22 protein-coding genes are annotated in these 22994 nt (G+C 73.7%); 16 read left to right on the forward strand and 6 right to left on the reverse strand.

Annotation, left to right across the window (positions count from 1 at the left end):
- Positions 1-15 precede the first annotated feature (15 nt).
- The 5 genes from ACFXDE_RS08145 to ACFXDE_RS08165 all read left to right on the forward strand — a co-directional run bounded on the left by ACFXDE_RS08145 (position 16) and on the right by ACFXDE_RS08165 (position 5895).
- Positions 16-813 (forward strand): DUF1365 domain-containing protein, encoded by a 798-nt coding sequence (locus ACFXDE_RS08145; protein WP_380492175.1) that lies wholly within the window; start codon positions 16-18, stop codon positions 811-813.
- Positions 810-2108, forward strand: coding sequence for a class I SAM-dependent methyltransferase (locus tag ACFXDE_RS08150; protein WP_380492006.1), 1299 nt, complete (start codon positions 810-812; stop codon positions 2106-2108). The genes ACFXDE_RS08145 and ACFXDE_RS08150 overlap by 4 nt, the downstream gene beginning before the upstream one ends.
- A gap of 71 nt (positions 2109-2179) precedes the next feature.
- A complete protein-coding gene (locus ACFXDE_RS08155) occupies positions 2180-2959 on the forward strand; it encodes a DUF1295 domain-containing protein (RefSeq protein ID WP_380492177.1) in 780 nt (259 codons plus the stop codon).
- On the forward strand, positions 2956-4275 hold the full coding sequence (locus tag ACFXDE_RS08160; protein WP_380492008.1) for a cryptochrome/photolyase family protein: 1320 nt from the start codon (positions 2956-2958) through the stop codon (positions 4273-4275). The genes ACFXDE_RS08155 and ACFXDE_RS08160 overlap by 4 nt, the downstream gene beginning before the upstream one ends.
- A gap of 126 nt (positions 4276-4401) precedes the next feature.
- Positions 4402-5895, forward strand: a complete 1494-nt coding sequence (locus ACFXDE_RS08165) for an SDR family oxidoreductase (protein WP_380492010.1) — start codon at positions 4402-4404, stop codon at positions 5893-5895.
- Here the strand turns inward: ACFXDE_RS08165 and ACFXDE_RS08170 are convergent.
- A complete protein-coding gene (locus ACFXDE_RS08170) occupies positions 5867-6247 on the reverse strand; it encodes a hypothetical protein (RefSeq protein ID WP_380492012.1) in 381 nt (126 codons plus the stop codon). The two genes, ACFXDE_RS08165 and ACFXDE_RS08170, sit on opposite strands and share 29 nt — an antisense overlap.
- Before the next feature lie 128 nt (positions 6248-6375).
- Between ACFXDE_RS08170 and ACFXDE_RS08175 the strand changes: the two genes are divergently transcribed.
- Both ACFXDE_RS08175 and trxA read left to right on the forward strand, forming a co-directional pair.
- Positions 6376-6804 carry a MerR family transcriptional regulator gene (locus ACFXDE_RS08175; RefSeq protein WP_380492014.1) on the forward strand — a complete coding sequence of 143 codons (429 nt, stop codon included), beginning with the start codon at positions 6376-6378 and terminating at the stop codon, positions 6802-6804.
- A gap of 1 nt (position 6805) precedes the next feature.
- Positions 6806-7135: a thioredoxin gene (gene trxA / locus ACFXDE_RS08180; RefSeq protein WP_380442878.1), complete on the forward strand. Its 330-nt coding sequence runs from the start codon at positions 6806-6808 to the stop codon at positions 7133-7135.
- Here the strand turns inward: trxA and ACFXDE_RS08185 are convergent.
- The 3 genes from ACFXDE_RS08185 to ACFXDE_RS08195 all read right to left on the reverse strand — a co-directional run bounded on the left by ACFXDE_RS08185 (position 7128) and on the right by ACFXDE_RS08195 (position 10000).
- On the reverse strand, positions 7128-7802 hold the full coding sequence (locus ACFXDE_RS08185) for a DUF998 domain-containing protein (RefSeq protein WP_380492016.1): 675 nt from the start codon (positions 7800-7802) through the stop codon (positions 7128-7130). The two genes, trxA and ACFXDE_RS08185, sit on opposite strands and share 8 nt — an antisense overlap.
- A 123-nt stretch (positions 7803-7925) precedes the next feature.
- Entirely contained in the window at positions 7926-9161 is a 1236-nt protein-coding gene (locus ACFXDE_RS08190) for a hypothetical protein (RefSeq protein ID WP_380492018.1), read from the reverse strand.
- Positions 9158-10000, reverse strand: coding sequence for an alpha/beta fold hydrolase (locus ACFXDE_RS08195; RefSeq protein ID WP_380492020.1), 843 nt, complete (start codon positions 9998-10000; stop codon positions 9158-9160). The genes ACFXDE_RS08190 and ACFXDE_RS08195 overlap by 4 nt, the downstream gene beginning before the upstream one ends.
- Before the next feature lie 344 nt (positions 10001-10344).
- Between ACFXDE_RS08195 and ACFXDE_RS08200 the strand changes: the two genes are divergently transcribed.
- The 8 genes from ACFXDE_RS08200 (at position 10345) to ACFXDE_RS08235 (ending at position 19677) form a co-directional block, all read left to right on the forward strand.
- Positions 10345-12186: an FAD/NAD(P)-binding protein gene (locus ACFXDE_RS08200; protein ID WP_380492179.1), complete on the forward strand. Its 1842-nt coding sequence runs from the start codon at positions 10345-10347 to the stop codon at positions 12184-12186.
- Positions 12183-12920, forward strand: coding sequence for a class I SAM-dependent methyltransferase (locus ACFXDE_RS08205; protein ID WP_380442886.1), 738 nt, complete (start codon positions 12183-12185; stop codon positions 12918-12920). The genes ACFXDE_RS08200 and ACFXDE_RS08205 overlap by 4 nt, the downstream gene beginning before the upstream one ends.
- A gap of 3 nt (positions 12921-12923) precedes the next feature.
- Positions 12924-14414 carry an argininosuccinate lyase gene (locus ACFXDE_RS08210; RefSeq protein WP_380492022.1) on the forward strand — a complete coding sequence of 497 codons (1491 nt, stop codon included), beginning with the start codon at positions 12924-12926 and terminating at the stop codon, positions 14412-14414.
- Between the two features lie 125 nt (positions 14415-14539).
- Positions 14540-15478 carry a kinase gene (locus ACFXDE_RS08215; protein WP_380492024.1) on the forward strand — a complete coding sequence of 313 codons (939 nt, stop codon included), beginning with the start codon at positions 14540-14542 and terminating at the stop codon, positions 15476-15478.
- Positions 15468-17732, forward strand: a complete 2265-nt coding sequence (locus tag ACFXDE_RS08220; RefSeq protein WP_380492026.1) for a pyridoxal-phosphate dependent enzyme — start codon at positions 15468-15470, stop codon at positions 17730-17732. The genes ACFXDE_RS08215 and ACFXDE_RS08220 overlap by 11 nt, the downstream gene beginning before the upstream one ends.
- Positions 17729-18448 (forward strand): AzlC family ABC transporter permease, encoded by a 720-nt coding sequence (locus ACFXDE_RS08225; protein ID WP_380492028.1) that lies wholly within the window; start codon positions 17729-17731, stop codon positions 18446-18448. Before ACFXDE_RS08220 ends, ACFXDE_RS08225 begins: the two co-directional genes overlap by 4 nt.
- A complete protein-coding gene (locus ACFXDE_RS08230) occupies positions 18448-18747 on the forward strand; it encodes an AzlD domain-containing protein (RefSeq protein ID WP_380442896.1) in 300 nt (99 codons plus the stop codon). The genes ACFXDE_RS08225 and ACFXDE_RS08230 overlap by 1 nt, the downstream gene beginning before the upstream one ends.
- A 186-nt stretch (positions 18748-18933) precedes the next feature.
- The gene (locus ACFXDE_RS08235) at positions 18934-19677 is read left to right on the forward strand and encodes an alanyl-tRNA editing protein (RefSeq protein ID WP_380442898.1); all 744 of its coding nucleotides are present in this window, start codon (positions 18934-18936) and stop codon (positions 19675-19677) included.
- A gap of 432 nt (positions 19678-20109) precedes the next feature.
- Here ACFXDE_RS08235 and ACFXDE_RS08240 read toward each other — a convergent pair whose 3' ends face one another.
- Together ACFXDE_RS08240 and ACFXDE_RS08245 are read right to left on the reverse strand one after the other, a co-directional pair.
- Entirely contained in the window at positions 20110-21093 is a 984-nt protein-coding gene (locus ACFXDE_RS08240; RefSeq protein WP_380492031.1) for an aldo/keto reductase, read from the reverse strand.
- Between the two features lie 55 nt (positions 21094-21148).
- Positions 21149-22432 (reverse strand): cation:proton antiporter, encoded by a 1284-nt coding sequence (locus tag ACFXDE_RS08245; RefSeq protein WP_380492033.1) that lies wholly within the window; start codon positions 22430-22432, stop codon positions 21149-21151.
- Between the two features lie 268 nt (positions 22433-22700).
- On the opposite strand from ACFXDE_RS08245, the gene ACFXDE_RS08250 reads away from it, so the two are divergent.
- The gene (locus ACFXDE_RS08250) at positions 22701-22886 is read left to right on the forward strand and encodes a hypothetical protein (protein WP_380492035.1); all 186 of its coding nucleotides are present in this window, start codon (positions 22701-22703) and stop codon (positions 22884-22886) included.
- Positions 22887-22994: the final 108 nt, after the last annotated feature.

A 22994-nucleotide genomic window follows, 5' to 3' on the forward strand; every position in this document is an offset into this window, starting at 1 on the left:
GCCGAAGTCCGCCGCCTGCCCGGCCCCTGGGGCGCCGTGCTGTACGACACGCGCACCGCCCACGTGCGCACGGCCCCGCTGCGGCACGCCTTCCGGCACCGCGGCTACCTGTGGCTGGTGGATCTCGACCGGCTCCCCCGACTCCCCTGGCCGCTGGGAGCACTGGCCTCCTTCCGGCCCCGAGACCACCGCCTCGACCCCGGCCACGGGAACGCGACGATCCGGCAGGATCTCCAGGCCCACCTCGCCGCCCGGGGTGTGCACCTGGGCCGCGGCCAGGTGCTGATGCTCACTCAGGCCAGGTCGCTCGGCCACGTGTTCAACCCCCTCACCGTGTACTGGTGCCGCGACGAGGCCGGGCGTCCGCTCTGCACCGTCGCCGAGGTGCACAACACCTACGGCGGCCGCCACCGCTACCTGCTGCGCCCGGACGCCGAGGGCCGGGCCGGGACGCCGAAGGAGTTCCACGTCTCGCCGTTCTTTCCGGTCGACGGCGGCTACCGGATGTCCCTGCCGGAGCCGGGCGAGCACCTCCGCCTCGCCGTCCACCTGGAGCGCCCCGGCGGGCGCGTCTTCACCGCCACCGTGCGCGGCACCGCACACCCGGCGAGCCCCGCCGCCCTGCTGCGGGCCGCCCTGCGGCACCCGTTCGCCACGCAGGCGGTGAGCCTGCACATCCGCTACCAGGGCGTCCGGCTGTGGCTGCGCGGCCTGCCCATTCACCCCCGGCCCATTCACCCCCGGCCCGTCCCCGACAGCGCCCAGCCCGCCGCCGGGCACCCCGTACGCGAGGAAGAGGTGCCCTCCGCATGACCACCACCCCGGCCGCCCCGCGGTCGGCGCCGCCCGCCCCGCCGACCCCGGTCGTCGACCCCGCCCGCTGGCCCGACGTCGCCCGCGTGCCGCACGCCCCGCTGCGCGCCGCCGTCGCCGGCCGGCTGCTGCGCCGGGTCGCCGCCCGCCGCGGCCTGCGCGTCGAACTCCCGGGCGGACACGTCCTGCGCCCCGCCGCACCCGGCGCCCCCGTCCTGCGGCTGCACCACCCGCGGGCGTTCCTCCACCGCATCGGCGAGAGCGGCCTGATCGGCTTCGGCGAGGCCTACCAGGCCGGCGACTGGGACAGCCCCGACCTGACCGCGCTGCTCACCGCGCTCGCCGCCGCCCCGCAGACCCTCGTCCCGGCCGGCACCCGCTGGCTGCGCCGGCTGTACGTCCAGCGCCCGCCGGCCGCCGAGTCGTCCACGGTCGACGGCGCCCGGCGCAACATCCCGCGCCACTACGACCTCTCGAACGACCTGTTCGCGCTCTTCCTCGACCCGACCATGACCTACTCGGCGGCGCTCTTCCCGACCGGCCCCGGCCGGGCGCCGCTCGCGACCTGGGACGGCCTGCCCGCCGCCCAGCACCGCAAGATCGACCGGCTGCTCGACCTCGCCGGCGTCGGCCCCGGCACCCGGCTGCTGGAGATCGGCACCGGCTGGGGCGAACTGGCGCTGCGGGCGGCCGCGCGCGGCGCCCGGGTGGTCAGCCTCACGCTGTCCGAGGAACAGCTCGCCCTCGCCCGCCGCCGGATCGCCGAGGCCGGGTACGAGGGACGGGCCGAGGTGCGGCTCTGCGACTACCGCGCCGCCGAGGGCGCGTACGACGCCGTGGTCAGCGCGGAGATGATCGAGGCCGTCGGACGGCCGTTCTGGCCGGGCTACTTCCGCACGCTCGACCGGGTCCTCGCGCCCGGCGGACGCGTCGCCCTACAGACGATCACCATGCCGCACGACCGGATGACCGCGAGCAGCCGCACCTACACGTGGATCCTCAAGTACGTCTTCCCGGGCGGCCTGATCCCGTCCCTGCGGGCGGTCTCCGAGACCGCCGCCCGGCACACCGCCCTGCGCGTGCGCGCGGCCGACGCGTACGGGCCGCACTACGCCGAGACGCTGCGGCTGTGGCGCGAGCGGTTCACCGCGCACTCCGGCCAGGTCGCGGCACTCGGCTTCGACGACGTGTTCCGGCGTACCTGGGAGCTGTACCTCGCGCACTCCGAGGCCGGGTTCCGCGCCGGCTACCTGGACGTCCACCAGATCCTCCTCACCCGCGGGGCGCCCTCGTGAGCCGGGCCGTCCCGGACGGCGGCGCGTTCGCGCTCAACCTCGCCGTCACCGCCGCCGCCGTCCTCGCGATCATGCTCGCGACGTTCGTCGTCGGGGTGCGCACCGGTCGGCACCGGGCGGTCGACGTCGCGTGGGGGCTGGCGTTCGCCGAACTCGCGCTCGTCGGCTACCTCCTGTCGGACGGTGAGGGCGACCCCGGCCGGCGGATGCTCGTCACCGTGCTCGTCGCGGTGTGGGGCGTCCGGCTCTCCGCCCACCTGTGGTGGCGCGCCCGGGGCCTGCCGGAGGACCGGCGCTACGCCCGCATGCTCGCCCGCGTGCCCGAGGGCCCGGCCCGCGTCCGGTACGCGCTGCGCAAGGTGTACCTGCTCCAGGCCGCGATCGTCTGGTTCGTCTCGCTGCCCGTCCAGGCGGCGCAGTACGTGCCGTCCCCGCCCGGCGCGCTCGCCTGGGCCGGGGTCGGGCTGTGGAGCGTCGGCCTGGCCTTCGAGGCGGTCGGCGACCGGCAGCTCGCCCGCTTCAAGGCCGACCCCGCCAACCGGGGCCGGATCATGGACCGCGGCCTGTGGCGCTACACCCGCCACCCCAACTACTTCGGCGACGCCTGCGTCTGGTGGGGCGTCTTCCTGCTCGTCGCCGACACGCCCGTCGGATGGGCGTTCGTCCTCAGCCCCCTCCTGATGACCTGGTTGCTGGCGTTCGGCAGCGGAAAGCCGATGCTGGAGCGCCGGCTCGCCGGCGAGCGCCCCGGCTGGGCCGAGTACGCGGCCCGCACCAGCGGGTTCGTGCCGCTGCCGCCGCGCCGGGACCCGAGCACCCCGACCGCACCACCTGCGAGGCCCCACCCGTGACCGTCTCCATCGCCCTGTTCACCCAGGACCTGCGCCTGCACGACAACCCCGTCCTGCACGCCGCCCGCGCCGCGGGCGACGAGGTCGTGCCGCTGTTCGTCCTCGACCCCGCCGTCGAGGCCGCGGGCTTCGCCGCCCCCAACCGGCTGGCGTTCCTCGCCGACTGCCTCGCCGACCTGGACGCCTCGCTGCGGCGCACCGGCTCCCGGCTCGTGCTGCGCCGCGGTGACACCGCCGAGCAGGCGGCGCGCGTGGCGACCGAGGCCGCCGCGGGCACCGTCCACCTCGCCGCCGGGGTCAGCGCCTACGCCCGGCGGCGCGAGGCCGCGCTGCGCAAGCACTTCGGCGACCGCCTGCACGTCCACGACGCCTCGCTGACGGTCGTCGGAGCGGGCCGGCTCACCCCGGCGAACCGCGACCACTACGCGGTCTTCACCCCGTACCACCGCGTCTGGCAGGAGGCCCCCCGGCGGACCGTCCTGGGCGCGCCCCGGAAGCTCGACACGCCGGACGGCATCGGCGGCGAGGACCTGCCCACCGCCCGCCCGGCCTCGCCCGCCCTGCCGCGCGGAGGCGAAACGGCCGCCCGCGAGGTCCGGCGCCGCTGGGACATCGACGCGTACGCCGACATCCACGACGACCTCGCCGCCGACGCCACGTCCCGTCTCTCCCCCTACCTGCACTTCGGCTGCCTGTCCCCCACCGAACTCGCCGTCCGCGCCCAGCAGCACGGCGGCGACGGAGCCCAGGCCTTCGTCCGGCAGCTCGCCTGGCGCGACTTCCACCACCAGGTGCTCGCCGCCCGCCCCCACGCCGCCCGGCGGGACTACCGCACCAAGGACGACCACTGGCACCACGACGACGGCGAGGCCGAGGCGTGGCGCCGGGGCCGCACCGGCTACCCGATCATCGACGCGGCGATGCGCCAGCTCGCCCACGAGGGCTGGATGCACAACCGCGGCCGGCTGCTGACGGCGAGCTTCCTCGCGAAGAGCCTCTACCTGGACTGGCGCATCGGCGCCGCCCACTTCCTCTCCCTGCTCGTCGACGGCGACGTGGCCAACAACCAGCTCAACTGGCAGTGGGTCGCGGGGACCGGCACCGACACCCGCCCCAACCGGGTCCTCAACCCGCTGCGCCAGGCCGACCGCTACGACCCGGACGGGACGTACGTCCGCCGGTGGGTGCCCGAACTCGCCCACCTCCCGGGGGCCACCATCCACCGCCCCTGGCTCCTCGCCCCCGACTACCCGGCGCCGATCATCGACCCCGACACGCTCACCGCGCGGCTGCGGCACGCCCGGGGCCTGGACTGACAGGGTGGCCCGGCGGGCTCCGCCGATCCGACCGGGCCACCGGCTCCGAAGGCCGCGCGACGCCTTCCTAGCTAGGACCCCGACACGAACCGCCCGACATGAGCGACCCGACATGAACCGCCCGACATGAACGACCCGCCCCCCGCCCCGCCGCGCTGCCTGGTGACCGGCGCGACCGGCTACATCGGCGGCCGCCTCGTCCCCGAGTTGCTCGCCCGCGGCCACCCCGTCCGCTGCCTGGTGCGCGACCCCGGACGGCTGCGGGACCAGCCCTGGCGGGCGCGGGTCGAGACCGCCGTCGGCGACGTCACCCGGCCCGCCACCCTCACCGGCGCCTTCGACGGAGTGGACGTCGCCTACTACCTCGTCCACTCCCTCGGCACCGGCCCCTCGTTCGAGGCCACCGACCGGGAGGCCGCCCACGCCTTCGGAGCCGCCGCAGCGGCCGCGGGAGTCTCCCGGATCGTCTACCTCGGCGGGCTCGTCCCCGACGGCGTCGACGAGAGCGGGCTCTCCCCGCACCTGCGCTCCCGCGCCGAGGTCGGCCGCGTCCTGCGCGCCGGCGGCGTGCCGACGGCCGAACTGCGCGCCGCCGTCATCATCGGCTCCGGCAGCGCCTCCTTCGAGATGCTCCGCCACCTCACCGAGCGCCTGCCCGCGATGGTCACCCCGCGCTGGGTCGCCACCCGCATCCAGCCGATCGCCGTCCGCGACGTCCTGCGCTACCTGGCCGGCGCCGCGCTCCTGCCGCCGTCGGTCAACCGGACCTTCGACATCGGCGGGCCCGACGTCCTCACCTACCGCGAGATGATGCGGCGCTACGCCCGGATCGCGGGCCTGCGCCGACGCGTCATCCTCCCCGTCCCCGTGCTCACCCCCGGCCTCTCCAGCCACTGGGTCGGCCTCGTCACCCCGGTGCCGGGCTCCATCGCCCGGCCGCTCGTCGAGTCCCTGCGCCACGAGGTCGTGTGCGGCGAGCACGACCTCGCCCGGTGGGTGCCCGACCCGCCGGAGGGCCTGACCGGCTTCGACCGGGCCGTGGCGCTCGCCCTGCGCCGCATCAAGGACGCCGACGTCGCCACCCGCTGGTCCTCCGCCTCCCTGCCCGGCGCCCCGAGCGACCCGCTGCCCACCGACCCCGACTGGGCCGGCGGCAGCCTCTACCAGGACCTCAGGGAACGCACGGTCGCCGCCGCACCGGCCGACGTCTGGCGCGTGATCGAAGGCATCGGCGGCGACAACGGCTGGTACTCCTTCCCCCTCGCCTGGGCCCTGCGCGGCCTCCTCGACCGCCTGGCCGGCGGCGTCGGCCTGCGCCGGGGCCGGCGCGATCCGGCCCGCCTGCGGGTCGGGGACTCGCTCGACTTCTGGCGGGTCGAGGAGATCGAACCGGGCCGCCTGCTCCGGCTGCGCGCCGAGATGCGGCTCCCCGGCCTGGCCTGGCTGGAGCTCTCCGTCACCCCGGACGGCGACCACGGCACCCGCTACCGGCAGCGCGCGCTGTTCCACCCGCACGGCCTGGCCGGACACGCCTACTGGTGGTCGGTCGCGCCGTTCCACTCGGTGGTCTTCGGCCGCATGGCCCGCAACGTCACCGAACGCGCCCGCCGGGCGGGCTGAGCGTCGACAGCCACCGCCAGCGCGGAAGTTCGGTGCCGCAACAGGCGAGCGCGAGGACGGAGACGAGCACCGCCGCCCACACCGGGAACAGCAGCCAGGCGGCGGCGACGGCCCCCGCGAGCTCGGCGAGCACCATCAGGACCGTGACCCACCCGGGCACCGCGACGACCGTCCCCGGCTTGTCCCCGGGCGTCTGCAGCACGGCCGGCACGCCGATCAGCACGACGTCCACCCCGATCGCCAGCAGCACCGAGTGCGGCCACAGCGCGATCGGCAGCCCGATCCACCCCACCAGCTCCAGCCCGGCCCTCAACCCGGTGGCGTACCAGGGCTCTTCGTACGTCCGCGCCATCGTCGCCTCTCCCCCGTCCACGAGTGCCGGGGCAGCGTAGCGCGCGACGGACCCCGGGCCCACCCGTCCCGCCGGTCCGGACGGCGGCGCTGGCGTTGACGTCGGCGTCAAGGTCTAGCGTTCTCTCCATGCGGATCGGCGAACTGGCGGCACAGGCGGGGACGACCACCCGCACCCTTCGGTACTACGAGTCGCGCGGGCTGCTGCCCGCCCGGCGCAACGGCAACGGGTACCGGGCGTACGACGAGGCTGACCTGCGGCTCCTGCGGCAGATCCGGACGCTGCAGGACTTCGGCTTCGACCTGGAGCAGACCCGCCCGTTCGTCGAGTGCCTCCAGGCCGGGCACCCGGAGGGCGACTCCTGCCCCGCGTCGCTGGACGTCTACCGCGGCCGGCTCGCCGAGCTGGACGAGTGCCTGGCGCGGCTGCACGAGGTGCGCGACCGGGTCGCCGCCCAGCTGGCCCGCGCCGAGCTCCGGGTCGAGGCCGAGCATCCCGGCGGGCCCGAACCGCACTGCGAACTGTCCACCAACCATGCCAAGACGAAGGAGAGTTGAGATGACGGGAACGGAAATTCCGGCCGTGACGGACGCGAGCTTCGCCGCCGAGGTGCTCGCGGCCGACGTGCCGGTCCTGGTGAAGTTCACCGCCGACTGGTGCCCGCCGTGCCGGATGGTCGCGCCGGTGCTCGCGGAGATCGCCCGGGAGAAGGCCGGGGAGCTGAAGGTCGTCCAGCTGGACGTCGACACCAACCCCGAGTCCCAGGCCGCGTACTCGATCCTCTCCATGCCGACGATGGTGCTCTTCCGCAACGGCGAGCCCGTGCGCAGCATCGTCGGCGCGCGGGCGAAGGCCCGGCTGCTGCGGGACCTGGCCGACGTCATCTGAGGGCCGGACCTCGGGCGCACCCGTCGGCCAGGGCCTGGCGGGTGCCGAGGGCCAGCAGGACCACCCCGGCCGACGCCGCCAGGGCGAGGGCCCGTTCCGCGTAGCCGGCGCCGGCGTGGCCGTGCAGCCCGATGAAGCCGATCACGCCGATGAACATCACCGGGCTGAAGGCCAGGGCGCCCCCGGACCAGCCCTGCCACGCCGGGTTCGCGCGGAAGTGGGCGGCCAGGACGGACGGGGTGATCACCATGACGGGGAAGCCGACGAACGAGATCGCCAGGTGCCCCGTCGCCTGCCACGAGCCGGACCCGAGGCCCTGGACGCACCCGGGGTCGGCGGCCCGGCAGTCGAGGCGGAAGAGGACGTCCCACACGTTGTCCAGGCCCAGCGGGGACGCGGCGACGAGCCAGGCCCCCGCCGGTCGCCGCCCGCCGGGGGCGGCCAGGGCCGGGCCCAGCGCGAAGAGGGCGAACGCGATGGTCAGGACGCCCGCGACGCCCTGCGCCGCGAGCACGAGCCCCGCGTGATCGGCCGTCCGCGCACCCAGGTCGCTGATGCCGTGCGCGGAGCTGCGATAGCCCCGGCCTTCCGTCAGACCGCCGACCAACCACACGGCAGCGAACAGGACTTGAGCGACGACTGCTCCCCTAACGAGTGCCATCCGCATGCTCTGCTCCCCCCGACGCCCATCCCCCGTTGATACAGTTGTATCAGATGGAAGGCGTCGCGGTAGAGCCGCCGCCCTCCGACCCGGCACGCCTTACCGCAGCACGCCTTACCGCGGCACCGCTTACCGCAGCGCCTCCGCGAGCACCTCGCCCAGCGGCGGTCCGTCCATCGCCGCGCGCAACTCCTCGACGGCAGAGCGCCGTTCCGCCGCCCCGAGCGCCAGGTACTGTCCGATCCGCTCGTTCAGGCAGCGGCGGAACCGGTCGTAGTGGCCGTCGTCGCGGCGGATCCGCCCGGCCAGCTCGACCAGCGCCGCCGTCCCCGTGAAGTCGTCCTCCGGGACCGGGCGGTCGGGCAGCAGGTCGGCCAGGCCGACGGCGGTCTTGGCGAACAGCGTCCGCTCCAGCCGGCGGACGGTGAACAGGTGCGCGTAGTGCTGCTCGGGCAGCGCGAGCGGGAGCCGGCCGAGCGCCAGCGCCTCGTGGAGGGCGGTCAGGCCGGGGGTGAGCAGGTAGTGCGGGGTGGAGGCGACGTGCCGGAGCAGTTCGCGCTGCGGCACCAGCCGGCAGTCCGCCCGCCGTCCGTCCACCGTGACCGTGCGCGCCCGCCGGCCGCCGAACGGCCCGCCGCAGACCAGGACGCGGCGGAACCGGGGCCAGTCGCGCAGCAGGTCGGGCAGCCAGCGCTCGATCAGCAGCAGGTAGTCGTTGTGCTCGTCGAAGTCGAGCAGGAAGTTGCGGAACCCGCCGAGGTTGATCAACAGGTCGTACTCCGACGCGGCCGGCGCCGCGCTCGCGGCCGCCCGCAGCCCGTCGTGATCGACCAGCGCGCCGGTCGTCCGGGGCACCCGCCCCACTCCCAGCCCGGCGAACTCCGCGATCCGCTGCCGCACCCCGGGGAAGTTCTGCACCAGCCCGTGGGTGGCCAGCAGGTGGGCGGCCACCACCCGCTCGTGCGGGGACAGTTCACCGAGGTGCCGGTCCGCCGCCCCGAACCCGGACCGCGGAAGCGTCTCGCAGAGCCGCAGGATCTCCGCGAGCGGCCGTTCCAGGCGCCAGAACGCGAACAGGCTGTCCAGCAGGACGACCGGCCGGTCCGCCAGCACGCCGTGCAGCACGAGGTCGGCGTCCATCACGGACACCACGCGGTCGCAGCCGGCCAGCAGCCGGCTCAGGTCCGCGTCGCGCGGGGCCGGCGAGCGGATCTCGTCGAAGGCGTCCGGATTGCAGTGCGCGAACTCGGCGGCCACGCCGTCCCCGACGAAGATCCGCTCGTGGCCGCTCAACGCGCGCGAGACCGCGACGAGTTCGGCCGCCGGCCCGAACCCGCAGTTCTGCGCCCCCATCACGAGTCTCACGACACCTCCTCCGGACCCGCCGGCACCGCCGCGGACCCGGCCGGGAGTGCGTCCAGCACGGCGCCCAACTGCCGGGCGAACTCCTCCGGATGCTTGGCGTACCCGGCGTGGCCGCCCGGAAAGAGCGCCAGGTCGCGGCCGAGGAGGGCCGCGAGAGCGGCGACCGGACGGTGGATCAGGTAGCCGCGCGACTCCAGGCCGCCGGCCGGCGTGATCCGGTCGGCGAGCCCGCTGAGCGCGGCGACGTCCAGGGGGAACGCGGTCGTCGGGCGCATGACGTGGGCGAGGAAGAACTCGGTGTTGTCCCGCACTTCGGGCAGCGCGGGCGCCGGCCGTCCGCCGAAGGCACCCGCGAGGCTCAGCATCGCCGCCTCGACCCCGTCCCGCCGGTAGGTCTCGTGCACCTCTTCGAAGAACGCGACCTGCGCCTCGCCGTCCGGCAACAGCCGCATCGCCGGGGGCTCGTGGGCGACCACCGCGGCCACGCGGCCGGGGTGCGTCCGCAGCAGTTCGAGGGCCACGAGCGCGCCGGCGCAGCTCCCCAGGGCGAGCACCGGTTCGTCGCCCACGGCGTGCCGGTCGAGCAGCCGGAGCGCGTCCTGCGCCTGGACGTCGACCCGCTGGTCGACCGGCGGCCCGTGGAGGGGGCTGCGGGAGATGCCGCGCGGGTCGTAGCTCAGCACCCGGTAGCGGGTGGCGAGTTGTTCGGCCAGTGGTTCGAACACCGCCGCGTCCGAGGCGCCGCCGGGCACCAGCAGGAGCAGTGGTCCGGTGCCTCTGAGCTCGTGGTGCAGGCGCGCCCCGGGGACGTCCAGGGTGCCGGTCTCCAGCGCTGCCATCACGTGCTCCAGGCGCGTTCCGGTGTCGGGCGGTCCCCGGCAGGATACCCACCGGACGCGAACGTTCCGGTGGTCCGACGCGCTGGCGGAAACCGGCCGGAACGCGAGTGCGCCCCGGCACGGAAATCGCCTCAGGATCCTCCCGGACAGCACGCAGCACACGAATTGATCGAAGCACCTTGCGTCACACTGATCGAGCACAGACTCTCCGGTAAGGCCACGTCATAATCGGAGTATGGACTTTGGGTTGTCGGTCGCGTAGCGTGGCCGCCGTCGATCTCATCGACTTCTCATGTCTCCGGGGGTTTCACTTGGCATCGGAGTATTCAATCGCCATCATCGGCATGGGTTCTCGCGGGTGCAGCATCCTTGAACGGATCGTCACCCTGGCGCCCAGGATCGGAAAGCACGGCGCACCACCCGGCCGGTTACGCGTGGAGATCATCGACCCTTTATCCGAGGGCGAGGGACTCCATTCCGTCTCGCAACCCGACTACTTACTGCTGAATACCTTGTGCGGCGAGATATCGATGTTCCCCGACCGGGACGCGGTCGGGGCGTACGCGGGCGAGGCCGGCCCGAGCCTGTACGAGTGGGTGACCGAACGCGGTCTGATGATCGCCGGGGACGGGCACACGGTGGGCCGCACCGGCCGTCCGGTCCGGCCGAACGACTTCCTGCCCAGGCGGCTGCTGGGCGAGTACCTGCAGTGGTTCCTCGCCCGCCTGCGCGAGCGGGCCCCGTCCTGGCTGAGCGTGACCGTGCACCGCTCCCGGGCGACCTCGCTGGCCTCGGATCCCGGCTCCGGCGTCCGGATCGGCCTCGCCGACGGTTCCACGGTCGGCACCGATTACGCCTTCCTGACCGTCGGTCACGTCCCCAACCGGGAGAATTCCCCGCCGATCGCAGCCGAATTCCCGTCGGCCGCCGCCCGGCACATCGGCGACCCGTACCCGATCCCCGACAAGCTCGCCGTGATCCCGCCGGAGGGTTCGGTGGCAGTCGCCGGATTCGGCCTGTCGGCCATGGACGTCATCGCCGCATTGACGGTCGGCCGCGGCGGCCGATTCGTCCCGGACGGCCGACGGCTGCGATACCGGCCCGGCGGCGCCGAACCGGAATTGCTCCTCTATTCCCGTTCCGGAGTCCCGTTCCGGGCCCGCCCGCACCGCATGCGAATGAGCAGCCGCTTTCAGCCGCTCGTCCTCACCCGGGCGACGGTGGCCGAGTTCCGCGAGGCCGGGCCCCTCGACTTCGACGACTGCCTGTTCCCGCTGCTGCTGACCGAGATGCGGATCGCCTACCACCGGTGCCGCGCCCTGGTCGAGGGCGGCGCCGACGCCGAGGCGGCGCTCGCCACCGAGCTCACCGCGGCGGCCGACACCGACAAGCTCCCCGCGACGCTCGACCTGCTCGACCAACTGCACGGCCCCTTCGACCCGTTGAAGGCCTGGGACGACTCGGCCGCCATGGAGCTGCACGACAGCGTCGGCTATCAGCACTGGCTGACGGAAACGATTCGCCACGATCTCGTCGAGGCCGACCGCGGACTGGACCACAGCCCCCTGAAGGCGGCCCTGGAGGCCGTCCGCGAGGTCCGCGACACCCTGCGCGACGCCGTCAACTTCGGCGGCCTGACGAACGCCTCCCTCGACCGGTTCCTGCGCACCACCGTGCCGCTGTTCAACCGCGCGGTGGTGGGCCCCCAGAAGGAGCGGCACGCCGAACTCCTCGCCCTCATCGAGGCGCGGGTCGTGCGCACGCCGTTCGGCGCGGCCCCGTCGGTGCGCTGGAACGACGACGACGGCCGGTGGACGATCGCCTCGACCCGCCTGGCGACCCCGCACCGCGAGGACGTCGACTGGCTCTGCGCGGGCAACTCGCCCTGGCCCGCCGTGGACTCCTCCGCCAGCCCGCTGATCCGCTCCCTCCACGAGGACGGCCGGATCCGCCGCCTGCTCCCGGAGAGCACCGCCGTGCGGGGCGCCGACGTCGACGCCTCGCTGCACCCGGTCGACGCCGCCGGCGTGAGCGACCCGCGGCTCTGGCTGATCGGGCCCCTGTGCGAGGGCGCCACCTTCTACAACCACCTCGTTCCGACCCCCGGATACTCGCGCGCCTTCGTCGACGCCCACCGCTGCGTCGCGGAGCTCTTCGCCCTGGACAACGAGAGGAACGCCCAGTGACCACCGACACCGCCGCCGGCCGCCCCGGCGCCGCCAACGCGCAGGACGAACTCGCCAAGGGCCAGTGGAACGACGCCTACCGGCTGGAGGACGGCCACACCAACCTCTGGGGCGACCCGCCGGTGCCCTACGTCGTGAACGCGGCCAAGCTGTTCGCCGACCACGACGCCTTCGTCGTCCTGGACCTCCCGTGCGGCGACGGCCGCAACCTGCCGCCGCTCGCCCAGGCGGCCACCGTCGTCCTCGGCGGCGACACCTCCCGCAACGCGATGGGGATCGCCCGCCGGGTGGTGGCCAAGGCCAACGCCGACAACGTCGTCTTCAAGGTGACCGACGCCTTCGCCACCGGGCTGCCCGACGACTCCGTCGACGGGATCTTCTGCTGGGACCTCCTCGGTCACCTCACCGAGCCCGTCAAAGCACTCCAGGAGCTGTACCGGATCTGCCGCCCCGGCGGGCACGTCGTCGCGAACATGTGGACGATGAACGACTGTCAGGTCGGCGACCCCGGCATGAAGGAGGTCCGGCCGAAGGAGTACCTGGACCACGCCGACTTCTACTGCCGCTTCTTCGACCGCCCCGATCTCGACGCCTACCTCGCCGACGCCGGGCTCGCCGACGAGGTCGCCGCGGTGGAGCTGCTGCGCTGGATGGAGCCCCCGCACGCCGGCTACCGGCCCTACTTCCACGAGCACGAGAGCCTGGCCTTCACCATCCGGAAGAAAGGTCGGTGACCCGTGGCGGCTCCCCTGACCGGAAGGATCACCGCGAACCCGCACACCCTGCTCCACGAGGAAGTCCTGGCCCCCCAGTTCGAGTTCGAGCTGGAGCACCTCCTGCCCTGGTACCTGGCGATCGAGAAGGTGCTCGCCCTGGAGTACCTGCGGATGGGCCTGATCGACGCCGGGCAGGCCGAGCTGATCGGCAAGGCGCTGCACGGCATCACGGCGGCGACGGTCTCCGCCGATCCCGAGCGCAACATGTCGGACATCGCGTTCGCGCTGGAGCGGCACGTCGACCAGCGACTGCCCGCGCCCGTCCCGGCCTGGCACGTCGACCGCAGCCGCAACGACCTCCAGGCCTGCGCCCAGGTGATGTTCGCCCGGCACCAGCTGGCGCTCACCGCCGACGCCCTGCTCGCCCTCGGCCGCTCCGCCCACCGCCTGGCCGGGGAGACCACCGAGCTGCTCATGCCCGGGTACACCCACGCCCAGGCCGCGCAGGTCATCACCCCCGGCTACTACTTCGCCGCCGTCGGCGAGGAGGTGCTGCTGGCGGCCCGCCGGCTCCTCACGGCCCACGACGAGATCGACCTGTGCCCGCTGGGCGCGGGCGCGATGGCCGGTCAGGAGCTCCCCTGGGACCGCGACCGCGCCGCCCGGCTGCTCGGCTTCGCCGGCCCGCGCCCGCACGCCCTCGTGGCGGTCGCCTCCCGGGACTGGGCGCTGCGGATCACCGGCGAACTGGCGCTGTTCGGCGTGGTGCTGAGCCGCTTCACCACCGACCTGATCTCCTGGGGCAGCAGCGAGTACGGCTTCATCGACCTGCCGGACGCCTACGCCGGGATCTCCTCGGCGATGCCGCAGAAGAAGAACTTCCCGCTCCTGGAACGGATCCGCGGCAAGACGGCCCACCTCGCCGCCTTCCACGTGGACACCCTGACGGGCCAGCGGAACACCCCGTACTCCAACTCGGTCGAGGTCTCCAAGGAGGCCGGCGCCAACGTCCTGACGGCGTTCCGCACCGCCCGCAGCGCGTTCACCCTCGCCACCGCCGTCCTGGACAACCTGGAGTTCCGCGCCGACCGCATGCGCGGGGCCTGCGAGCGCGAGTACCTCGGCGGGTTCACCCTCGCCAACCTGCTCACCCTCGACGAGGGCGTCCCCTGGCGGACGGCGCAGGTGGTGGCCGGCGGCTACGTCCTGGCCGCCGCCGAGCAGGGCGCGTCCCCGCAGGACGTCCGGCCCGACCTCCTGCGGCAGGTCGCGAAGGACCACGGCTTCGAGATAGCCGAGCCGCGGCGCCTGCTCGCGACCGCCTTCGACACCGACGCGAGCATCCGGCGCAAGGTCTCCGCCGGGTCGACCCGGCCGGACGAGGTCCGCACGATGCTCGCCGACCAGTCCGACCGCTACGACGGGATCCAGGCCGCCTGGGACGCCCGGCGCCGCCGGATCCGCGAGGCCGGGGCAGAGTCGGACCGCCTGCTGGGCCTCACGTCCGGCTGAGCCGCCGGCGGGACACGGCAACGCCCGGCGCCGCACGGCGGCGGACGATCACGGACATCCACCGACGGCCACCGACGCTCAATGACGGCCGATGACGCTCAATGACGGTCAACGAGGAAACCATCATGTTCATACGGAAGGAAGCGGGCATCGGGGTCGCCAACGGCACCTTCGGGGAACTGCTGCAGGGGATGCTGCTGGAACGCCAGCGCCGCTTCCTGGTGACCCTGCCCATCGACGCCTGGTCGACCGCGGTCTTCCGGGCCACCACGACCACCGACGAGATCACGGTCAGGCCCACCTGGAAGCACAAGTCCCGGCACCTCGCCACCCGGATCCTGCGCGCCCACGGGTACATCGGCGGCGGCACCCTGGAGCTCGACTCCGCGATACCCGAGGGCAAGGGACTGGCCAGTTCCTCGGCCGACCTCGTCGCCACCGCCCGCGCCGTGGCCGACACCCTGGGGATCACCCTCGCCGAACCCGAGATCGAGTACTTCCTGCGCGGGATCGAGCCGTCCGACGGCGTCATGTACGCGGGCGTCGTCAGCTACTACCACCGCGAGGTGCGCCTGCGCGAGCGGCTCGGCTTCCTGCCCCCGCTCACCGTCGTGGCCCACGACCCCGGCGGCACGGTCGACACCGTCGGCTTCAACCGGACGGTCACCGCGCCGACCCTGCGCGAACGCCGCGAGTACCGCGACCTGCTCGAAACCCTGAGCACCGCCGTGAGCTCCGCCGACCTCGCCACGATCGGCGAGGTCGCCACCCGCAGCGCCGAACTGCACACCCGCCGGCTCCCCCGCCCGGACTTCGAGGAACTGCACCGGATCTGCCGCGACCACGACGGCCTCGGCCTGGTCGTCGCCCACAGCGGCACCGTCCTCGGCATCCTCCTCGGCGAACACGGCGCCGACCCGCCGCGGCTCGAACAGGTCCTCGCCCGCTGCGCCCGCCTCCCGGGCACGGTCGAGGTCCACCGCACGCTCGGCAAGGCCGATTACGACACCCCGCACCCCTCTGTCCACCACGCCGGCTCCATCGGAGGAGACTGTGCTCTTTGACAGTGTTGTCGACGCGATAGGCCACACCCCACTCGTGCGGCTGCGCCTCGACGCGCCCGCCGGCGTGGAGGTCTTCGCCAAGCTGGAGTGCCAGAACCTCTACGGGATGAAGGACCGGGTCGCCCGCACCATCATCCTGACCGCCAAACGGACCGGCGCCCTGCCCGACGGCGCCGCGATCGTCGAGAGCTCCTCGGGGACGATGGCCCTCGGCGTGGCCCTCGTCGGCCGCGCGCTCGGCCACCCCGTCCATATCGTCACCGACCCGCGCATCGACGACATCACCCTCGCCAAACTGCGCTCCCTCGGGTGCGAGGTCCACATCGTCGAGGCCATGACCGGGACGGGCTGGCAGGGCGCCCGCCTGGAGCTCCTGGCCCGGTTGCGCGCCGAACTCCCCGGCGCGTTCTGGCCGGACCAGTACGGCAACCCCGACAACCCGGCCGGCTACCGCGCCCTCGCCGCCGAACTGCTCGACGACCTCGGCGGGTTCGACGTGCTGGTCGGCTCGGTCGGCAGCGGCGGCTCGCTCTGCGGCACGGCGCGGCAGTTGCGGACCACCCTGCCCGAGCTGCGGGTCGTCGGGGTGGACTCCGTCGGCAGCGTCCTGTTCGGCCAGCCCGACCGGCCCGGACGCAAGCAGAGCGGCCTCGGCAACAGCCTCATGCCGGGCAACCTCGACCGGCGGCTGATCGACGAAGTGCACTGGCTCAACGACCTCGAAGCCTTCACCGCGACCCGCGACCTCGCCCGCGACCAGCAGATCTTCGCGGGCAACACCTCCGGGTCCGTCTACCAGTTGCTGCGCCACCTGGCGGCCCGCGCGGCCCCGGGGACGAGGATCGTCGGCATCCTCCCCGACCGCGGTGACCGCTACACCCGCACCATCTATGACGACGACTACTGGACCGAACATCAGGTGGACCGACAAGTGCCCGCCACCGCACCCGTCACGATCGCCCCGGGCCAGGTCGCCGAGCACTGGTCCCGCACCGAGGAGATCGAACGCTCCGCGGACCGCCAGCGCCTGCTCTTCGTCGAGTCGAACACCACCGGCACCGGCATGCTCGCCCTCCGGCTCACCCGGGACCTCGGTCTCACCCCGGTCCTGCTCACCAACTCCCCCGAGCGCTACCCGGACGTGGCCGGCACCGGCTGCGAGGTGGTCACCTGCGACACCAACTCCGCCGCCGCACTGCGCGAGACCGTCCGCGCCGCCTGGCGCCGGGAGGAGATCGCCGGGGTCGCCACCACGAGCGACTTCTACCTCCCCGCGGTGGCCGGACTCACCACGCTCCTGGGCCTGCCGGGGAACTCCGTGGAGAGCATGACCGCGTGCCGCGACAAGGCGGTCACCCGGGCCCGCCTGGCGCAGGCCGGCGTCCGGCAGCCGCGGTTCGCGGTCCTGGCCGACCCGGCGGACGTACCGGAGGCGGTGGCCCGGATCGGCCTGCCCTGCGTGGTCAAACCCGCCGACGACAGCGGCTCCAACAACGTGCTGCTCTGTTCGACGGCCGAACAGGCGGTGGCGCAGAGCCGGGTGATCCTCGCCGAGACGGTCAACGTCCGCGGGCAGGCCACCGCCGGCACGGTGCTCGTCGAGGAGTACCTGGACGGGCCGGAGTTCAGCGTCGAGACGTTCAGCCGGGCGGGCGAGGTGCACTGCGTCGGGATCACGCAGAAGCACCTGGCGGGCCCGCCGCACTTCGTCGAGCACGGCCACGTCTTCCCGGCCGCCGTGCCGCCGCACGTCGCCGACGACCTGACCGGGGCCGCCCGGCGGGCCGTCCGGGCGGTCGGGCTGACCAACGGCGCCGCCCACACCGAGGTCCGGCTCACCCCGGAGGGCGCGGCCGTCATCGAGGTCAACGGCCGCCTCGCGGGCGGGATGATCCCCGAGCTCGTCCGGCTCTCCACCGGGATCAACCTGCTCGAGGAGCAGGTCCGCGCCGCCCTCGGCCGCCCGCCCCGGCTGGACCGCGTCCCGGCCCGGGCCGCCGCCATCCGCTTCCTGCTCGCCGAGCGCGAGGGCACCTTCTCGCACGTCTCCGGGACCGAGGCGGCGCGAGCCCTCGAAGGCGTCCGCCATGTCACCGTCACGGCTCGCCCGGAACAGCGGGTGGAGCCCGCGAAGAACGCATACCATCGGCTCGGCTACGTCATCGCCGAGGGCGAAACCCCCGACGCGGCCGCCGAGTTGTGCGCCAAGGCGCACGACGAACTGACGATCGTGCTGCGAGAGCGGAATCCATGACCAAAGCGCAATCCACCGCGAGCCCGGTACCCACCGCCGACAGCTGGCCGCGGCAGAGAGCCGCCGTGCTGCGGGACGCGGTGGGCGTCGGGCTCGCGGTCGGCGCCCTGGGCCTGTCCTTCGGCGCCCTGGCCGTCGTCGCCGGCTTCTCGGTGCTGCAGAGCTGCGCGCTGTCCCTCCTGATGTTCTCCGGCGCCTCGCAGTTCGCCGTGATCGGCGTCCTCGGCGCCGGCGGCGCGGCCCTCACCGGCGCGGCGACCGCGACCCTGCTGGGCGTGCGCAACAGCCTCTACGGGCTGAACCTGTCCGCCCTCCTCCAGGTCGGCGGCCTGCGGCGGGTGGCCACCTCGCAGCTGGTGCTCGACGAGAGCTCGGCGATGTCCATGGGACGCGGGACCCGGCGCGAGGCGCGGCTGGCCTTCTACGCCACCGGCGCGGCCGTCTTCGTCTGCTGGAACATCGCCACGCTCGCCGGCGCCCTCGGCGCGAAGGTCCTGCCCGACCCGGAGGCGCTCGGCCTGGACGTCGCGTCGCCCGCGGCGTTCGTCGCCCTGCTGATGCCCCGGCTGCGCGAACGGCGGTTCTGGGCGGTGGCCGTGGCGGCCGCCGCCGTCGCGCTCGCCGGGGTGCCGCTCCTGCCCGTCGGGGTGCCGGTGCTGCTCGCCGGCCTGGTCGCCGGCGTCGCCGGCCTCGCGCTGCGCAAGGAGAACCGCTGATGTGGACCGCGATCCTGCTCGGCAGCCTCGGCGTCTACCTGCTCAAGCTGGCCGGCCTGTGCGTGCCGGAGTCGGTGCTCAAGCGACGGCGGGTCCAGGAGATCTCGGCGCTGCTGCCCGTCGCCCTGCTGGCGGCACTGGTCGCCGTGCAGACCTTCAGTCGCGGCCACGACCTCGTCCTGGACGCCCGCGCGGCCGGCTTCGGCGTCGCGGTGGTGGCCGCGCTCCTACGGGCGCCCTTCCTCCTCGTGGTGGCGCTCGGCGCCGCGACCGCCGCGCTGCTCCGGCTGGTGAGTTGACGTAGCGTCACGTGTTCGACGACGGACCGCGTATGCTCGGAGCGACTGGCGAGGCGCGGCCGTACGGGCGAGTTCGGGCAGGTCCGCGCGCGGGGATCGCCACGCGTACCGCAGAACTACCGCAGTGTCACCGGAAAGGAGAAGGAGCCGGCGGGCCCGGTCGGGCGACCGCGGCTCCAACTGCCCATGGGAATCGACCACCACGGCCGCACGCACCGGCTGGACTGGGAAGACGTCACGCTGAGGGAATGGGACTGCACGGTCCTGTGGTCGGATCCGGCCGATCCCGAGGCCGGGATCGTCCTGGACCGCTCGGCGTTCTACCCCGGCGGCGGCGGCCAGCCGCCGGACCACGGCGTGCTGATCTGGCAGGGCGTGCAGACCTCGATCATCGGCACCCGCAAGGGCGACGACCTCTACCTGCTGCCGGCCCCGGGCGACCCCGTCCCGCCCGCGGGCACCACCGTCACCGGCGCCCTCGACGACCAGCGGCGCAGCTCCCTGATGCGCACCCACTCCGGGCTGCACGTCCTGTGCGGCACCGTCTTCCGGGACTTCGGCGCCCTGGTGACGGGCAACAACATGGAGCCGGGCGAGGCCAGGATGGACTTCAACCTGCCCGAGGTCCCGCCGGGCTTCAAGCAGGCCCTGGAGGACGCCGTCAACGCGGAGATCTCGGCCGACCGCAAGATCGTGGTCCGCACCCTGCCCAAGGCGGAGGCCGAGGCCATCCCGGACCTCGTGCGCACCCAGTTCAAGGCGCCGCCGGACGTGCCCGAGGTCCGCGTGGTCGACATCGTCGGCCTCGACGCCCAGGCCGACGGCGGCACCCACGTCGCCTCCACCGGCCAGATCGGCCGCATCACCGTCACCAAGGTGGAGAACAAGGGCCGCCAGAACCGGCGCGTCCGCATCCGCCTGGAGCCCTGAGGCCGGGCGGTTCGGGCGCCCGCGCCGACGGCACTCGCAAGAAAGTTCCCCTTCGCCGAAACCTTCGCGCCTTGTCATGACTGAAACACCGTCAGGGCGGGCATAACGATGACAGCCACCGACGGCCTCGGCTGAAGCTCCCCCACGAGCCCAACCGAGGCCTGGCCGGCGACCGGGCCTGGACGTGACTCCCCCCACGGAGTGGCGACCAGGCCCGCATGGTGTTCAACCAGCGACACGCAGCGTACATGCCATATCAACGTAACGCTACTGTGCCGCCGGATCGAGTGCCGCCGGGCCCGCCGGGAGGCCCCCTTCGCGACGCCTTCGGTGCCCCTGACCTGCGCGGACCCTCTGCGGCGCAGCGGCTGTTAGAGGTGCCCGCCCGGACGCGGCCGCCCTGAGGCACTGCGGCCCCAGGGCGGGCCGGCGTCACCAGCGGTCGTGCACCTGGGGCCGGATCCGGCGGTCGTACAGCTCCCGCACGGCGTCCAAGATGGCCTCCGGCAGTGGCGCCAGGTCGGCGGCGGCCGCGTTGGCCCGCGCCTGCGCCACGTTGCGGGCGCCCGGGATCACCGTCGTCACCCCCGGCTGCTGGGTGATCCAGCGGAGCGCCGTCTGCGCCGCCGTGGCGCGCTCGGGCGCGAGTGCGGCGAACTCGGCCGCCGCCTCGACGCCGGTCGCGAAGTCCACCCCGGAGAAGGTCTCGCCCTGGTCGAAGGCCTCGCCGTGCCGGTTGTAGGTGCGGTGGTCGTCGGCGGCGAACACGGTCTGCCGGGTGTAGCGGCCGGAGAGCAGCCCGGAGGCCAGCGGCACCCGGGCCAGGATCCCCACCCCGGCGGCCTCGGCGGCCGGCAGCACCCGCTCCAGCGGCTTGAGCCGGAAGGCGTTCAGGATGATCTGCACGCTCGCGACACCCGGGCGTGCGATCGCCGTCAGCGCCTCCGCGCAGGTCTCCACGCTGACCCCGTACGCGGCGATCCGCTCCTCCGCCACCAGGGTGTCCAGGGCGTCGAACACCTCGTCCGCCGAGTACACGGGCGTCGGCGGGCAGTGCAGCTGCACCAGGTCGAGCCGCTCCACGCCCAGGTTGGCCCGTGAACGGTCCGCCCAGGCACGGAAGTTGGCGAGGTGGTAGTGCTCGGGCCGCTGCTCGACCCGGCGGCCGAACTTCGTGGCGACGAACACCCCGGCGTCCGGGCGGCCCTTGAGGTAGCGGCCGATCAACTGCTCGCTGCGGCCGTCGCCGTAGACGTCGGCGGTGTCGAAGAGGGTGACACCGGCCTCCACCGAGGCGTCCAGCACGGCGAGGGCGTCCTCCTCGCGGACGTCCCCCCAGTCCGCGCCGAGCTGCCAGGTACCGAGTCCGACGATCGAGACGGGACGGCCGGTGCGGCCGAGTACGCGCTGTTCCATGACGCGAGCCTCTCACGCCGCACCGCGCGGCACCCCGCGCCGCCCCGGCCGGCCGTCACTCCCTCGGCGCCCCCGCCCCCTCGTGCCCCGGGGCCGCGGCGGTCGCGACCGGCTCGGCGGACCGGCCGTTCAGGAGCCGTGCGATGGCCACCGACCCGGCGCCGTGGATCAGGATGCTGCCGAGCACCGTGAGCGTCATGGTGTCCAGGGCGGTGACGGCGAGCGGCCCCTCCGGGAGGCCGTTGAACGCGAGCAGGCCGAACACGATGGACGTCGTGCCGCGCGGACCGAGCGCGCCGACCATGAGCCGTTCGCGCCAGCTGAACTTCGAGCCGAGGAACGCGAGCAGGACCGGCACGATCCGCACGACGGTGAGCGCGGCGACGGCGACCACGACGATCGACCAGTCGACGCCCTCGCTCACCGTCAGCACCACGGCGTTGCCGAAGAAGAACCACATGCCCATCGTCATGATCGAGTTGGTGTCCTCGATCAGCTGGAAGTCCGAGGCGTCCGGAGCCGAGGCGCCGTGCCGGCGGACCGGCGCCTGCCGGATGAACCGGAAGGCGATGCCGCACACGAACGCGGCCACGAAGCCGTTCCCGTCCACCGACACCGTCACCGTGTACGCGATCAGCGGCGAGACGAGCACCATGATCCGCCGCGACTGCGCCGTCATCCAGCGCGCGCCGTCGGCCCGGTTCATCAGCCACGCGATCAGCGCCCCCAGCAGGAAGCCCGCCAGGACGGCCTTCACCGCCGCCGGCACGGTCGTGCCCAGCGCCTCCGCGGGCGTGCGCGCCTCGGAGTGCGTCCCGGCCAGGATCAGCGCGAACAGGAACAGCGGCGACACGATGCCGTCGTTGTAGCCGCTCTCCACGTTCAGCACACCGCGCACCCGCGCCGGGATCCGCGGATCGCGCACGAGGGTCTCGGCCGGGGCGAAGTCGGTCGGGACGATGATGCACGCGATTAGCAGCAGCACCGACCACGGCATGGCGGGCAGCAACAGCCACCCGAGCAGCACCATCAGACCGAGGCTCAGCGGCATCGCCACCAGCAGCGCCCGCACCGCCGACACGGGGTCGTTGCCGAACAGCCGCCCACCCGGCAGCTCGGTGGCATCGACGAACAGCAGGACGGCCAGGATCACCTCGGCCACGTGCTGCGCGACCTCGGAGTCCATCGTCGCCGCGAGGTGACTGTGCGTGAACACCCCGGTGAGGACCCCCGCCAGCACCAGCACCAGCGGAGCCCGCACGTGCCACTGCTCCAACCGCCCGGCGACCAGCGACCACGCCGCCACCACGCTGGTGATCACGATTAGTACAAAGATCATCGTCGAGAGGGTACCCCACCAAGGTGTCGACACAGCCCGATCACCGCCCGTGCCCATCCGTATCGTGTACGCCATGGCGAACGAGGGAGATTCGAGGACGTCCGGCGGCGCATTCCCCCGTCACACCTGCACGTGCTTCGAACAGTCCCGGGCGACCAATCGGCGCCGCGTGCGCTTCCACGACGACCAGCAGGACGTTCCCCCCCCCCCCCCGCTCCGGTCCGGCGGCGAGGGGGCGGGCAGCACGTGCAGTGTGTGCGCACGGCCGTTGGACGGCATCGGGATCCACCGTGCGTGGATCTCCCTGCGGGTCGCCACCGACGTGCTCCCGCTCCTGGTCGACGCCTGCTCCGAAGCCTGCGTCCAGGCTCTACCCACACCTCCGGACGGCTACGTCCGAACCCCCCACCCGGGCGGCCCCGGGATCGACCAACCCACGGCCGACTACGCCTGACCCCCACCGCGGAGCGACGACCCGCGCGGCTGTTCGCAGGACTGCCATCCGGCTGTTACGGGTGTCCATTGACCTGCTGGAACGGGCTCGCCACCATCGGGGCATGAC

Origin of the sequence: Kitasatospora sp. NPDC059408 (assembly GCF_042751525.1) — a bacterium.
In the GTDB taxonomy this organism is placed as follows: domain Bacteria; phylum Actinomycetota; class Actinomycetes; order Streptomycetales; family Streptomycetaceae; genus Kitasatospora.

Excerpts from the sequence above, each read along its gene's own strand:
- ACFXDE_RS08150 (WP_380492006.1), top strand. The coding sequence starts at position 810 with ATGACCACCACCCCGGCCGCCCCGCGGTCGGCGCCGCCCGCCCCGCCG.
- ACFXDE_RS08155 (WP_380492177.1), top strand. The coding sequence starts at position 2,180 with ATGCTCGCGACGTTCGTCGTCGGGGTGCGCACCGGTCGGCACCGGGCG.
- ACFXDE_RS08165 (WP_380492010.1), top strand. The coding sequence starts at position 4,402 with ATGAACGACCCGCCCCCCGCCCCGCCGCGCTGCCTGGTGACCGGCGCG.
- ACFXDE_RS08170 (WP_380492012.1), bottom strand. The coding sequence starts at position 6,247 with ATGGCGCGGACGTACGAAGAGCCCTGGTACGCCACCGGGTTGAGGGCC.
- ACFXDE_RS08175 (WP_380492014.1), top strand. The coding sequence starts at position 6,376 with ATGCGGATCGGCGAACTGGCGGCACAGGCGGGGACGACCACCCGCACC.
- trxA (WP_380442878.1), top strand. The coding sequence starts at position 6,806 with ATGACGGGAACGGAAATTCCGGCCGTGACGGACGCGAGCTTCGCCGCC.
- ACFXDE_RS08185 (WP_380492016.1), bottom strand. The coding sequence starts at position 7,802 with ATGCGGATGGCACTCGTTAGGGGAGCAGTCGTCGCTCAAGTCCTGTTC.
- ACFXDE_RS08195 (WP_380492020.1), bottom strand. The coding sequence starts at position 10,000 with ATGGCAGCGCTGGAGACCGGCACCCTGGACGTCCCCGGGGCGCGCCTG.
- ACFXDE_RS08200 (WP_380492179.1), top strand. The coding sequence starts at position 10,345 with ATGGGTTCTCGCGGGTGCAGCATCCTTGAACGGATCGTCACCCTGGCG.
- ACFXDE_RS08215 (WP_380492024.1), top strand. The coding sequence starts at position 14,540 with ATGTTCATACGGAAGGAAGCGGGCATCGGGGTCGCCAACGGCACCTTC.
- ACFXDE_RS08225 (WP_380492028.1), top strand. The coding sequence starts at position 17,729 with ATGACCAAAGCGCAATCCACCGCGAGCCCGGTACCCACCGCCGACAGC.
- ACFXDE_RS08230 (WP_380442896.1), top strand. The coding sequence starts at position 18,448 with ATGTGGACCGCGATCCTGCTCGGCAGCCTCGGCGTCTACCTGCTCAAG.
- ACFXDE_RS08235 (WP_380442898.1), top strand. The coding sequence starts at position 18,934 with ATGGGAATCGACCACCACGGCCGCACGCACCGGCTGGACTGGGAAGAC.
- ACFXDE_RS08240 (WP_380492031.1), bottom strand. The coding sequence starts at position 21,093 with ATGGAACAGCGCGTACTCGGCCGCACCGGCCGTCCCGTCTCGATCGTC.
- ACFXDE_RS08245 (WP_380492033.1), bottom strand. The coding sequence starts at position 22,432 with ATGATCTTTGTACTAATCGTGATCACCAGCGTGGTGGCGGCGTGGTCG.